This window comes from Sciscionella marina DSM 45152 (genome assembly GCF_000379465.1).
Lineage (GTDB): Bacteria > Actinomycetota > Actinomycetes > Mycobacteriales > Pseudonocardiaceae > Sciscionella > Sciscionella marina.
Map to the genome: position 1 here is coordinate 1124676 of NZ_KB905380.1, position 12965 is coordinate 1137640.

The following is a 12965-nucleotide window of genomic DNA, read 5'->3' on the forward strand; positions in this document are numbered from 1 at the left end:
GGCTCTCAACCGGCGCGCAACCGGTCCAGTGCCGCCTGGCTCTCCCGGTCCGCGGCGCGGTAGAGCACCAGTAGCTGGTCCGGATCCTGCAGTGGCCGCAGTGTTTCGAACTGCACGGTGAGCACACCGACCTCGGGATGGCGCATCGTCTTGCGCCCGCGGCCCTTGACCTTGACGTCTCGCTCGGCCCACAGGCGCGCGAAATCCTCGTTGCCCGCGGTGAACTCCGCGATCAGGTCGCTGAGCGCCTGATCGCCGGGATGCGCGGCCCAGGCGGCGCGCAGGTGGGCGATCCCCTCCCGCACCACACGTTCGCGATCGAGGTAGAACTCGCGTACCTGCGGGTGCATCAGACACAGCCACATCGAATTGCGCTGGGATGGCGCCAAGGTCTCCAGGTCCACCAGCAGTCGCGACGTTTCGGTGTTCCAGGCCAGGATGTCGTAGCGGTGGTTCAGCAGCATGGCCGGGAGCGGTGACAGGTCGGCGACCAGCTGAGCCAGCGCCGGTGTCGCGGTGGTGACGAGCTTCTCGGCGTCGCGGGGACGCTGCTGGGCCAGGCCGAAAAGATAGGCTCGTTCATCCGGGGTCAGGCGCAGTGCCCCGGCCAGCGCCTCCACGACCTCCGCCGAGGGACGCAGCCCGCGCGCCTGTTCCAGCCGGACGACGTAGTCGATGCTGATCCCGGCCAGTTCGGCGACCTCCTCGCGGCGCAGTCCCGGGGTTCGCCTTGTCTGTCTGCGGGTCGGCAGCCCCAGCTCCCGCGGATCGAGGCGCTCGCGCCGGGTCCGCAGGAACGCGGCGAGCTCCTGGGTCTTGTCCACCGTGGCGGTCGTCATGACCGGTGCAACAGTCCGGGTAGGACCGGTGTTCCCAGGAAATGCTCTCCCTGACCGACACCTCGTCATGAGCGCAGACTCGCTGTCGGCAATGGTCACGGGCAACAGGAGGAATCCCATGTCACTCACCCTCGACAGCTACCGGCTGCTGGGCCGCTCCGGACTACGGGTCTCGCCGCTGGCACTGGGCACGGCGACCTTCGGCACCGAGTGGGGCTGGGGCGCCGAGCGGGACGAGGCGCGCACGCTGTTCGACACCTACGTCGAAGGCGGCGGTAACTTCATCGACACCGCCGGCACCTACACCGAGGGCAGCGCCGAGCGCCTGCTGGGCGAATTCGCCCGGGACAACCGCGAAAGTCTCGTGCTGGCAACGAAATACACCACGCAACGCCGTCCGGGTGATCCCAATTCCGGTGGCGCACACCGCAAGAACCTGTTCGCCTCGGTGGAAGCCAGCCTGCGGCAGCTGAACACCGACTACCTCGACCTGCTCTACCTGCACGTGTGGGACTTCACGACACCGGTCGAGGAGATCCTGCGCGGACTGGACGATCTGGTCCGCCAGGGCAAGGTCCTGTACGTGGCGATGTCCAACGTTCCCGCCTGGGAGATCTCGCGCATGCAGGCGATCGCCGAATTGCGCGGCTGGTCACCACTGGTCGCACTGCAGATCGAGTACAGCCTCATCAACCGGGGTGGCGAACGGGACCTGATCCCGATGGCGCAGACGATGGGCCTTGGTGTGACCCCGTTTTCACCACTGGGCGGCGGGGTGCTTTCCGGCAAGTACAGCCGCGCCGATCTCACCACGCCGAACACCGATTCCGGGCAGAGCAACCGGAAGAGCTTCAACGCCGCCCTCGGCATGGTCACCGAACGCACCCTCGCCATCGCCGATACCGTCAGCGAAATCGCCGCCGAGCTGGGCCACACCCCCGCACAGGTGGGGCTCGCCTGGACCCTGCAGAACCCGGGCGTGACGGCACCGATCATCGGCGCCCGCACCCTCGGACAACTCCAGGGCAACCTGGGCGCGCTCGAGGTCGACTTCACCGCCGATCAGCTGACCCGCCTCGACGAGGTCAGCGCGATCGACCTCGGCTACCCGCACGACGTGCTCGCCGGCGAGCACCTCCGCGCGGCGACCGCAGGCGGACTGAAGATCGAAACCCGCCGCTGACGGACGGTTTCAGGCGGAGGCGGTGTATCCCCGGTCGGCGAGGACGACCCGGCCGGTGATCGCGGATGCTTCCGGAGAGGCGGGTAGCTCGCCACGGAGGCGATCTCTCCCGGGGCGAGCAGGCGCTGTCGGGGGGCTCTCCACCACTGGTCGAGGACCTCGGGATTCGTCGAGCCGACGGCACGCAGGAGCTGCGTGCCGGTGTATCCGGGTGCGACGGCGTGCACCCGGATGCCGCGTGCTGCCCATTCGACGCCGAGGGTTCTGCTCAGCGCGATGAGGCCGACTTTGCTGACCTCGTAGGCGATGTGGCACTCCGGCTGACCGAAGGTGCCGCCACGAGCGCCCTCATCCGCCGGCCCGCGCCGCATCGCCGAGAACGCCGCGAACCGGCGCGATCCCGTGGCCGCGCGGGGCCTGTGCCGACCACATCGACCGTGCCGGTGAGCTCGCGATCGCGGAGCACCGGCGCCGCATGCCCACCACGGGGAACCGGCCGCCCCCGACGGCCCATCCAGAGCAACAGCGCGGTCAGGCCGACCGCAACCGCTGCTGCTGGGTGCCGAGGCCCTCGACGGTGCAAGACATCACGTCCCCTTCGGTCAGGTACGGGAACCGCCCGGACAGTGCGACACCTTCGGGGGTTCCGGTGTTGAGCAGGTCGCCGGGCTCGAGCACCATGACCTGGCTGAGCCGATGGATCAGGGTGGCCACGGAGAAGATCATGTCGGCTGTACCGGAGTCCTGCCTGGGCTGGCCGTTCACCGCCGAGCGCAGCCGCAGGGCCTGTGGATCGGGTATCTCGTCGGCGCTCACCAGCCAGGGCCCGAGCGGGTTGAAGGTCTCGCAGCTCTTGCCCTTGGACCACTGTCCGCCGCTGATCTCGAGCTGAAACGCGCGCTCGGAGACATCATTGGAGACGGCGTATCCCGCGACGTGTTCGAGTGCCTGCTCCGGGGATTCCAGGTACCGGGCCCGGCGGCCGATGATCACGCCGAGTTCGACTTCCCAGTCGGTCTTGGCCGATCCGCGCGGCAGCAGCACTTCGTCGTCCGGGCCGACGACGGTGTTGGGCGCCTTGTAGAACACGACCGGTTCGCTCGGCGGAGTGGCACCCGATTCGGCGGCGTGCGCGGCGTAGTTCATGCCGATGCAGACCACCGCGCCCGGGCGGGCGATCGGCGCGCCGATCCGTGCACCGCGGATGTCGATCTCGGGCAGCTCCGTCTCGGCGATCCGGGTGACATCGAGCGCGGCCAGAAACCTCGCGTCCACCTCGGCGGTGATCGGCCGCAGGTCGAAGTACCGGCCCCGTATGGCCACGACGGGACGTTCGGCTCCTGGTGGGCCGATGCGCAGGAATTTCATCGGTCACCTCGCGGTTTCTCGGGCAGGCCGGCTCGATAGGGCGGCAGATACCGCAAGCGGGGCAGCTGGTCGGCGAGTGCCCCGCCGTCCACGGTGATGGTGGTTCCGGTGACGTAGCGGCTGGCCGCACCGGAGAGAAACAGTACTGCGCCGAGCAGATCCTCCGGAGTACCGAACTCCTGGCGCAGCGGGATCCGCTCCCGCCAGGCCGCGAAGAGCCCTTCGAGGTCCCCGGGGAAAGCCTCGGCGATTCCGGTCTCGATCATGCCGGGCGCCACGGCGTTACAGGTGATCCCGTGTACGCCGAGCTCGCAGGCGAGTGATTTCGTGATCAGTTCGACCGCGGCCTTGGAGGCGTTGTAGTGCGCGAGCCCGGCCTCGGCGACCGCGGCGTTCTTCGAGGAGATCTGCACGATCCGGCCTTCGATTCCGTCCGCGATCATGTGCTCGGCCACGCGTTGCGCGGTGAAGAACGCGGCATCGGTGTTCACCGCGAACACCGCGCGCCAGCTTTCCGGGGTAATTTCGTTGAATCGCTGCATCCTGGCGATGCCCGCATTGTTGACCAGCACGTGCAATGGCCCGGCTTCGGCGCGCACCCGGTCGACGAACCCGGCGATCCTCCCGGTGTCGGCGAGGTCGAATCGATAGGTGCGGCACGGTTCGCCGACGGCCTCGCGGGTTTCCTCCAGCGGGGCGGAGTCCACCAGGCAGAGCCGCGCGCCCGCCCTGGCCAGCCCGACGGCGAGCGCGGCACCGATCCCCCGGGCCGCACCGGTCAGCAGTACGGTCCTGCCTTCCATGGAGAACGCCTCGGTCATGAGAGGTGGTCCTTTCCGGGTATCGTTGAGCCGCCTGCGGCCCGAGGACCGGAAAGGCCGCATCGGGCAGGCACAGTCATGACAACCCCAGCAGGGTAAGGGAATCCCGGCCGATCACGTCTTCGACGCGGGCGGCTTCGAGCGGGTCGAGTCCGGGAAGGCCCGGTACCGCGGCGATCCGCCGCAAGCCCTCGATCGAGTCGTGCACCGTGGTGAACGGGTAGTCCGAACCGAACAGCAGCTTGTCCCACACTCCGTACTCCTGGACGAGCCGCAGCGAGTGCCACAGTTGGAAGGGCCGGTAGTGCAGGGCCGAGATATCGGCGTACACATGCCGGTGCTTGCGGATCACCGCGATGCACTCGCCCTCGTAGGGATGGCCGAGGTGAGCGAGCACCATCCGCAGCTCCGGGTGCCGGATCGCGACCGCGTCCAGGTGCACCGGCCGCGCCCACTCCAGCGGGGCGGTCGAGACGAAGGTGGTTCCGGTGTGCACCAGTACCGGCAGGCCATGTCGCTCGGCATAGCCGAACAGCTCGTCGTAGGCCGGGTCGGCGGGATCGAATCCGGCGTACATGGGCATGAGCTTGATCCCGCGCAACCCGAGTTCCCGGTGTCCGTACCGGAGTTCATCGGACCAGCCGGCTTGGGTGGGGTCGATCGACAGGTAACCGATCAACGTCCGCGGATGCGCCCGGACGTACTCGGCTACCGCCGTGTCATCCACCCACAGTCCGCTGCGCCGCGCCTTACCGCCGAACACGATCGTCCGGGTTCCCTCCGGGGCGCTCGCGGCGTACTCCGCGTACCGCACCGTGAGGTCGACCTCGCCCTGATGTGCCCGTGCCGACTCGGCGCGGAACGGATCGCCCACATGATCGGGACAGCCGAACAGGTGCGAATGCACGTCCACGATCACGAGCGGTCCCGCCTCTCCCATCCCTCGGCGAACATGTTCCAGAACCGGTGGCTCGGCGGATGTTCGGCGAACACCTCGTCCACCAGTTCCACCCCGAGACCGGGCGCGACCGGCAGGCCGACGAACCCGTCCCGTACGGGCAATACACCCGAGACGGCGTCGAAAACGTAGTCCTCCACCAGCCCGTCGAAGGTTTCCAGGATCTTGAAATTCGGGATACCGAGCACCGCATGCACCGAAACGGTCGTGCACAGCGGGGAATTCGAATTGTGCGGGGCCACCTGCATGGCATGCATCTCGGCCAGTGCGGCGATCTTGCGCACCTCGGTCGGCCCGCCTGCCATCGAGAGGTCCGGTTGCACGATGTCCACCGCGTTGCTCGCGAACAGCTGCTTGTATTCGTTGCGGTTGTGGAAGTGTTCGCCGCCCGAGATCGGCATCGCGGCCCGCGCGCGCAGTTCGGCGTAACGCTCGATGTGCGTCCACGGCAATGGTTCCTCGAACCAGCCGGGGTCGAACTCGGCCAGCTCAGCGGTCAGCCGCGCCGCGGTCGGAAAGTCGAACCGGGCGTGCCCTTCCACGAACAGTTCCACCTCGGGTCCGACCGCCTCGCGGACCGCGGCCACCAGGTCGAGCGCGGTGATCCGCTCGGCGCGGGACAGCGATCCGAGTCCGGCACCGAAGGGGTCGAATTTCAGCGCCCGGTAACCGCGGTCCACCGTCTCCCGTGCCTTGGCGGCGAACCCTTCCGGGGTCCGGTCCCCGGTGTACCAACCGTTCGCGTACACGGGAACCGTGTCCCGGCAGGCGCCACCGGTGAGCCGGTAGGCGGGAACCCCGAGTGCCTTGCCCATCAGGTCGTAGAGCGCCTGGTCCACTCCGGACACGACGATCCCGCCGACATCCCCGCCGCGCAGATAGTCGCCCTGATACATGCGCAGCCAGATCTCCTCCACGTCGAAGGGATCCGCGCCGAGCAGGTGCCGCTGTCCCATGGACTCCGCGAGCGCGCAGGTTTCCCTGCCACGGAACGGGTGGGTGATCTCGCCGACCCCGCAAAGCCCCGCATCGGTGTGCACCCGGACATAGGAGAAGTCCCGCCATGCCGTCCCCAGGCTCAGGGTCTCGACCTTGCTGATCCGCCCGGCCGCTCCCGCGGTCCTGGTCCGATTCACCGTCAGCATGTCAGCGCGCACCACCCATCGTCGAGGTGCCCGTCAGGTCCGCCGAGCGATCCGAGCCGAGGCTCGCCCGCACCGCGTCCCGGGTCGCGCTGAGCAGCTCGTCCACATCGGCGTCGGTGTGCGCGTAGGAAACGTGGCTGCGCTTGAGATTCAACGGCAGCTCGAAGATCCCGCGTTCGATCAGCTTCCTGCGATAACCCACGAACAGCGCGACGTCGTTGCGCAGCAGATCGGTGTAGGTACTCGGCGCGGGGCCGTCCAGGAAATAGTTGACGAACACCGAGCCGTAGCCGTGCGCGATCGCGGGCACCCCGAGTTCGGCGAAGACCTCGGTGAGCCCGGAACGGATGGCGCCGCCGAGCCGGAACACGTGCTCGTGTACCGGTTCCGTGCGCAGTTTGCGAATCGTGGCCAATGCCGCGGCCACCATGGCCGGATGCCCGTTGTAGGTACCTGCGAAGAACGCCGGTGCACCGGGAATCGTGCTGAACTGGCTCATCAGCTCGCGACGCCCGCCGAGGGCGCCGATCGGGTACCCATTGGCCATCGCCTTGCCCATGGTCGTCAGATCCGGGGTCACTCCGCAGATCGACTGCCAGCCCCCAAGGGCGTGGCGGAAGCCGGTGATCACCTCATCGAAGATCAGCACGCTGCCCGCCCGTTCGGTCTCGGTGCGCAGGGTGCGCAGGAACTCCTCGGCGGGCAACAGGCAGCCGACGTTGTGCGGCACCGGTTCCAGGATCACCGCGGCGATCCGGTCGCCGTACTCGGCGAAGGTCCGGCGTACCGCCCCGGAATCGTTGAACGGCAGTACCAGGGTGGCGTCCAGCACCTCGGGAAGGATCCCGGTGGAGATCGGATCCTGCGCACCGATCCGTTCCGGCGCGGAGATCACGTTCAGGCTCACCGAATCGTGCCACCCGTGATAGCAACCCTGAAACTTCACCACGAGCCGGCGACCGGTGACCGCGCGGGAAACCCGAAGTGCGTGGAAGGTCGCCTCGCTCCCGGTCGAGGTCAGCAACAACTGCTCCACGCTCGGCACCAGCTCGGCGATCGTTTCGGCGAGTTCCACCTCGGCCTCGGTCACGCCGACACCCGCCAGGTCGATGCTGCGCGCCGCCTCGGCGACCGCGGCGGACACGTCCGGATCGTTGTGCCCGAGCAATGGCGGACCGAAAGCGGCGTGATAGTCGGTGTAGCCACGCCCGTGCTGATCGGTGAACCGAGCGCCTTCCGAGGCCGCGATGACCAGATCGGTGAGCCCTGGGATACGCCGCTGTCCGGAATTGACCCCGCCGGGAATCACGGCGCTGGCGCGGTCGGGAACGGAATTCGTTGGCATGCTTGGTTACTCCAGCTTCAGTTCAGTTGATCGATGATGGTGCGCACGTCGTATCGGGGGCGGTAACCGGCGAGCCGGACGGCCTTGGCGGTCTCGATCTCCACGTCGAACCGCGGCCCGGGCAACCGAATCTCCCGGTACCGGACACCGATCCGCTCGGCCAGTTCCGGCACCACCTCGTCGTAGCCGAAGGCCGTCGGACCGGAGAGGTTGACGGTCTCGCCGACCACGGCCGGTTCGCGCAGCAGGCAGTCGAGGCCGTGCACCAGATCGCGCACATCGCAGAATTGGAAGCGATACGGCCTGTCCTGCTCGTCCCTGGCCAGCACGAGGCAGCTCTCCTGGTCCGGAACCTGTGCGTCCAGCGCGGCCACCGCCTCGGTGCGCCCGAGACCGGTGAGCAATGTGCGCAGCCCGGACCCGAAGAACAGCCGTCCTGACCAGCCGTCCGGATGGGTGATCTCCTCCGCCGCGGCGACAAGGGAGAACCGGGCGACGGTCACCGCGAGACCGGTGCGGTGGTAGTAGGCGGCGAGGCGTTCGTCCAGCTCCTTGGTCAGGCCGTAGAAGCTGTACGGGGCAAGCGGGCGCTCCTCCGCGATGGGCTCCCCCACCTGCAGCGCGGGATACACCTCGTCGCTGGAGGCGAGCACCACCCGCTCGATCGCACGGCCCCGCCCGATCGCACTGTCCCGCCCGGCCAACGCCTCGAACAGCAGATACGTGGCCCGCACATTCGCCTCGAACAGGCGATCGTTCGCGCCCGGCCCCCAATCCATGGTCGCCGCAAGGTGTACGGCCGCACCGACCCCGTCGACGGCCTCGGCCACCACGGCAGGATCGGTCAGGCTGCCCTCGATCGCCTCCACCGCTTCGGGGAGCGCGGCACGTCCCGGATCCTCGGGCAGTACCACGGCCCGCACCGGCCTGCCCTGGTCCAGCAGCGTGTCCACCAAGCGGGAACCGACCCGTCCGGTCGCACCGGTCACCAGTACCGGCGATCCCTGTGTCGTCATACTTCGTCCCTTTGCTTCTCGATTTCCCGGACCGGTTGTCCGGAGGCGAGCTCCTCGTGCCCGGTCTCCCGGGAGAACAGGACCGCGAAGAATGGGATCACTGCGGTCACCACCATGAACACCGCGACCGGCCAGGAGGCGCCGCCGGTGAGCGCGACAAGACCGGCAGCGATGAACGGGGTCGGCCCGCCGACGAACGCGCCGGTCAGTTCCCTGGCGAGCACCACGCCGCTGTACCGGAACCGGGTACTGAACATCTCCGAGTAGAAGGCCGGCAGCGTGCCGAACATCGCCGCGGCGCCGAAGGAAAGACCGATCACCATGCCGACCGAGATCAGCACCGAATTGCCCGTATCGACCAGCCAGAAGAACGGGAAGGCGAACACCGCCGAGAACAGCGCCCCGCCGAGGTAGACCTTGCGCCTGCCGATCCGGTCCGAAAGCGCACCGAAGAACGGCATGGTGAACATGCCGACCACCGCGGCGAGCAGCAACCCCACCAGTGCCACGCTTCTCGGCAGGTGCAGTTCGGTGACCACATAGGACAGCACGAACACCTGGAACACATAGGCGCCGCCCTCCAGGAAGAACCCGGCGCCGATGGCGAGCAGCAGTTCCTTGCGATAGTGCCGGAATACCCCGAGCAGCGGCATCCGCGCCGCGGAGCTCGTCGAGCGGACCTCTTCGAACTTGGGCGTCTCGCTGATGTGCAGCCGGATGTAGAGGCTGGCGGCCACGATCACGATGCTGATCAGGAACGGAACACGCCAGCCCCAGGAGGCCAGGTCCTCGGGCGGCAACCAGGAAAACAGCGTGAACACTCCGGTCGCCAGGAACAGGGCGAGGAAGTTGGCGGCCGAGATCAAGCCGCCGTAGTAGCCGCGCCGCCCTGGCGCGTGTTCCACGGAGAACACCACCGCGCCCGCGTATTCCGCACCCGCGCCCAGGCCCTGGACCAGGCGCAGCAGCACCAACAGCACCGGGGCCAGCCAGCCCGCCGCCGCGTAGGTGGGCAGCAGACCGATACAGAAGGTGGACAACCCCATCAGCACGAGGGTGATGATCAGGACCGGTTTACGACCCTTGCGGTCGCCGAGATTGCCGAACACCACGCCGCCGATCGGCCGGGCCAGGAACCCGACCGCATACGTCGCGAACGCGGCCAGGGTTCCGGCGATCGGGGAGAAATCCGGAAAGAACAGCCGGTTCAGGATCAGCGCGGCGGCCTGTCCGTAGACGATGAAGTCGTACCACTGCAGCACATTTCCCAGAACCGTCGCCCACATGACCTTCGCCATCGAGGGCTTCGCGGCCACACTGCCGTTACTCGTTCCCATGGGACTGTCCCTTTCTTCGCGCGCTCAGCGACCGCCGAGCCGCACCGCCACCGCGGCGGCCTCCGCGGCCACCCGTTCGCCGATGACGGAGTCCTGTTCCACCGGAAGCCGATCACCCGGCCCACTGACCGAGATCGCGTACCTCGGCGCCCCCGAGCGGTCGGTGATCGCCGCCCCGATACAGCGCAGGCCGAGCGAGGATTCCTCGTCGTCCACCGCGTACCCGGTATCCCGCGCGGTACGCAGATCGCCGAGCAGCGCGGTCCAGCTCGTCCGCGTGCGCTCGGTCAGCCGCTCGCTCATCGCGCTGTTCGCCAGCGCCTTCGCCTCCGCTTCCGGCATGGCCGCCAGCAGTGCCTTGCCCAATGCCGTGCAGTTCCAGTGGTCTCGTTCCCCGACCGAGGCTCCCTTGCGGATCGGGCGTGGGCTCTCCAGCGCGTGCACCACGATCAGCGTCTCGCCCGCTCGCACCCCCAGGTTCACGGTCTCGCCGAACTCCTCGAGCAGACGGCGCATCCCCGGTTCGGCCGCGGCCAGCACGTCCTCACCACCGGCCCAGCCGTTCGCCAACTCCAGCAGTCCCGGCCCGACCCGGTAGGCGCGGCTCCCCGGATCACGCTCGACGAGGCTGTAGTGCTCGAGCGCGGTCAGATAGCGCAAGGCCGTCGCCTCACTCAACTCCGTGGCCCGCGCGGTCTCGGCAAGCGTGCCACCGGCCGTCGAGACGACCCGCAACAACGCCGCGACCCGGTCCACCGCCTGCACACCACTCAAGTCTTTCATTGACTGAAAGATCCTTTCAAAATATTGTTCTCGGACAGTACGTCCCTCTCTCCGGACACGTCAAGCTTCAGCACGAACGCCGCGGCCCTGTACAGTCGGCTGCGGTGTCGATCGGCTGATCGGGGATGAGGTCGTGGCCAGTCGGTTGCGGGATGTCGCGGAGCTCGCGGGCGTGTCGGTGAAGACCGTGTCCAATGTGGTCAACGGCTACCGGTTCATCTCGCCGGCCACGAAGGCCAAGGTCGAATCGGCGATCCGAGAGCTGGACTACCGGCCGAACGTGTCGGCACGCAATCTCCGCCGCGGCCGCTCGGGAATGATCGCGGTCGGGGTTCCCTCGATCCGGAACGCGTATTTCGCCAAGCTCGCCCAGTTGCTGGTGAAGGAGGCGCAGTCGCGCGGGCTGACCGTGCTGGTGGACTGCACCGACGGGGTCGCCGAACGCGAGCGCCTGCTCACCGAGGGGTTCCACGCCGATTTCGTGGACGGACTCATTCTCTGCCCCTGGCAGCTGACCAGTGCCGACCTCGCGCTCCGCAAGGACCACACCCCGCTGGTCCTGCTCGGCGAACGACTGCACGAGGCCGCCGACAGCGTGGGCGTGGACAGTCGCGCGGCCGCCCGCGCGGCGACCGGGCACCTGCTCGACCAGGGGTGCCGGAAGATCGGCCTGGTCACTCCCCCGCCCGAATCGGTGAGCCCGGTCGTCGCGGAACTGCGCAGGGACGGTTACGGCCGCGCACTACGGAAGGCCGGGCAGCACGTCGACCCCGATCTGGTCGCTTACCCGCCGAGCGACGAACACGGCGATCTCACCGGCGTACTGGAACCGCTGCTCGCCGCCGGGGTCGATGGCCTGTTCTGCTTCAACGACCCGCTCGCCCTGGCCGCCGTGCGCGCGGTGATCGCCTGCAGCTACCGCGTTCCCGAGGATGTCGCCGTGATCGACCGCGAGGACCAGCCAGGCACCGTTAGCAGCAAACGAGTTTGAGGGCAGGTGGGCGATGGCCGAGTCCTTCAAGTCCGCGTGCACGTTCTCGATGATCGCGTGCTGCCGGTGCAGCTGGTCCATTGCGACCGTGTCGAACTCATCCTGGGCCACGGTGGTGAAGAAGGCGTGGAAACGCCACACACCGAACAGGGTTCCCTGCCCGGCCGCCTTCTTCTTGTCCGCGTTGACGTCCGGTATCCGGCGCACGAGCCGACCGGGCACGCGGTCGCCTTGCGTTGAGCGGCAAACGCGGTAAAGCCGATTTCGGCGACCTCCACCTTCGAGATCCACCTGCCGGTCCCGTCGTCCCAGATGGCTTTGCGGATACTCGATCGAAGTCCACGCGTCCTCACCGATGGTGGCGATCGCGCGCTTGACGTCTGCGTTCAACCGGACCGTGACCGACACGTCCGCCCTGGCCTTGAGGACAGCAGAAATGTTGGGGTGCCCCATGAACGCCGAATCCGCACCTTCCCGACAGCGTCAGCCGGTCGCATCCTGGCCACGGTCTTCAGTGTGTCGGCAACCAGACGCTTCGCGCCGCGTGGGGAGCCAACCGCGCCCTTACGCAGCCGCTGACCGATGATCACCGGTGCGACCCGGCCGGTGGAGACGGTGGCGATGAACGAGTTCAGGCTGCAGACGCCGGAGTACCCGAACCCCACACCCTGCTTCTTGTGGCCGCGGACCTCGATGATCGAGTCGTCGATGTCGACGATCGCTCGCTCGTCCAGTCCGGCCAGCAGCGGTGTCTGCTGGTTCAACCCGATCAGGACGCGGGAGGCGACCGCGTCCAACTGCCGCACGTGCCCAAACGTGAAGGACCGCAGGAACGACCCGAGCGTGGACGGGGCATAGCAGCCATCAAAGAGCTTCTTCATCGCGCCGTGCCGCAGCAGGGCCATGTCGTCGATCGAGTCGGCCCCCGCGAGCATGCCCCCGACCAGGGCGGTGACCTTCGCCCCAGCGTGCGAGCCCTTGTCCGTGTGCACCGAAAGGTACTCGTCGGCCAGCCCGGTAAGGTCGACGTTCTCCGCCAGTTGCATGATCGGGACGAGCCCGGCCGGAGACACGAGATTCGGTTCGTCGAACGTGGCTGACACCACCGGCAGCATACGAGAAGGTTGCCTCTACGAGGTGTCCTTGGTTGTGGGCCAGATTGTTCCTTTCGACAGTCCA

The 12965-nt window shown here is 67.8% G+C and carries 13 protein-coding genes and 1 pseudogene; 2 read left to right on the forward strand and 12 right to left on the reverse strand.

Features of this window, described 5'->3' with window-relative positions; translation table 11 throughout:
• Positions 1–5: 5 nt before the first annotated feature.
• On the reverse strand, positions 6–839 hold the full coding sequence (locus A37U_RS0105490) for a helix-turn-helix transcriptional regulator (protein ID WP_020495614.1): 834 nt from the start codon (positions 837–839) through the stop codon (positions 6–8).
• A 118-nt stretch (positions 840–957) separates the two neighbouring features.
• On the opposite strand from A37U_RS0105490, the gene A37U_RS0105495 reads away from it, so the two are divergent.
• A complete protein-coding gene (locus A37U_RS0105495) occupies positions 958–2022 on the forward strand; it encodes an aldo/keto reductase (RefSeq protein ID WP_020495615.1) in 1065 nt (354 codons plus the stop codon).
• On the opposite strand, the gene A37U_RS54780 is transcribed toward A37U_RS0105495, so the two are convergent.
• From A37U_RS54780 to A37U_RS42340, 9 genes are all read right to left on the reverse strand, one after another.
• The gene (locus A37U_RS54780) at positions 1944–2393 is read right to left on the reverse strand and encodes an SDR family oxidoreductase (protein ID WP_083933191.1); all 450 of its coding nucleotides are present in this window, start codon (positions 2391–2393) and stop codon (positions 1944–1946) included. The two genes, A37U_RS0105495 and A37U_RS54780, sit on opposite strands and share 79 nt — an antisense overlap.
• 160 nt (positions 2394–2553) lie before the next feature.
• Positions 2554–3390: a fumarylacetoacetate hydrolase family protein gene (locus A37U_RS0105500; protein WP_020495616.1), complete on the reverse strand. Its 837-nt coding sequence runs from the start codon at positions 3388–3390 to the stop codon at positions 2554–2556.
• A complete protein-coding gene (locus tag A37U_RS0105505; protein WP_020495617.1) occupies positions 3387–4211 on the reverse strand; it encodes an SDR family NAD(P)-dependent oxidoreductase in 825 nt (274 codons plus the stop codon). Before A37U_RS0105505 ends, A37U_RS0105500 begins: the two co-directional genes overlap by 4 nt.
• 76 nt (positions 4212–4287) lie before the next feature.
• Complete coding sequence (locus A37U_RS0105510) at positions 4288–5151, reverse strand: amidohydrolase family protein (protein WP_020495618.1); 864 nt, start codon at positions 5149–5151, stop codon at positions 4288–4290.
• Positions 5127–6314, reverse strand: a complete 1188-nt coding sequence (locus A37U_RS0105515) for a mandelate racemase/muconate lactonizing enzyme family protein (RefSeq protein WP_026196901.1) — start codon at positions 6312–6314, stop codon at positions 5127–5129. The genes A37U_RS0105510 and A37U_RS0105515 overlap by 25 nt, the downstream gene beginning before the upstream one ends.
• Position 6315: 1 nt before the next feature.
• The gene (locus tag A37U_RS0105520) at positions 6316–7659 is read right to left on the reverse strand and encodes an aspartate aminotransferase family protein (RefSeq protein ID WP_020495620.1); all 1344 of its coding nucleotides are present in this window, start codon (positions 7657–7659) and stop codon (positions 6316–6318) included.
• 17 nt (positions 7660–7676) lie between these two features.
• Complete coding sequence (locus tag A37U_RS0105525; protein ID WP_020495621.1) at positions 7677–8675, reverse strand: NAD-dependent epimerase/dehydratase family protein; 999 nt, start codon at positions 8673–8675, stop codon at positions 7677–7679.
• The gene (locus A37U_RS0105530; protein WP_063712743.1) at positions 8672–10012 is read right to left on the reverse strand and encodes an MFS transporter; all 1341 of its coding nucleotides are present in this window, start codon (positions 10010–10012) and stop codon (positions 8672–8674) included. The genes A37U_RS0105525 and A37U_RS0105530 overlap by 4 nt, the downstream gene beginning before the upstream one ends.
• A 24-nt stretch (positions 10013–10036) precedes the next feature.
• A complete protein-coding gene (locus A37U_RS42340) occupies positions 10037–10795 on the reverse strand; it encodes an IclR family transcriptional regulator (RefSeq protein WP_020495623.1) in 759 nt (252 codons plus the stop codon).
• Positions 10796–10928: 133 nt separating this feature from the next.
• Between A37U_RS42340 and A37U_RS42345 the strand changes: the two genes are divergently transcribed.
• Positions 10929–11786, forward strand: coding sequence for a LacI family DNA-binding transcriptional regulator (locus tag A37U_RS42345; RefSeq protein ID WP_020495624.1), 858 nt, complete (start codon positions 10929–10931; stop codon positions 11784–11786).
• A 21-nt stretch (positions 11787–11807) separates the two neighbouring features.
• On the opposite strand, the pseudogene A37U_RS54785 reads toward A37U_RS42345, so the two are convergent.
• Together A37U_RS54785 and A37U_RS54790 are read right to left on the reverse strand one after the other, a co-directional pair.
• Positions 11808–12239: pseudogene (locus A37U_RS54785) on the reverse strand (IS1380 family transposase); the annotation flags it as partial.
• Positions 12173–12889 carry a hypothetical protein gene (locus tag A37U_RS54790; protein WP_157182615.1) on the reverse strand — a complete coding sequence of 239 codons (717 nt, stop codon included), beginning with the start codon at positions 12887–12889 and terminating at the stop codon, positions 12173–12175. The gene A37U_RS54790 and the pseudogene A37U_RS54785, both read right to left, overlap by 67 nt.
• Positions 12890–12965: the final 76 nt, after the last annotated feature.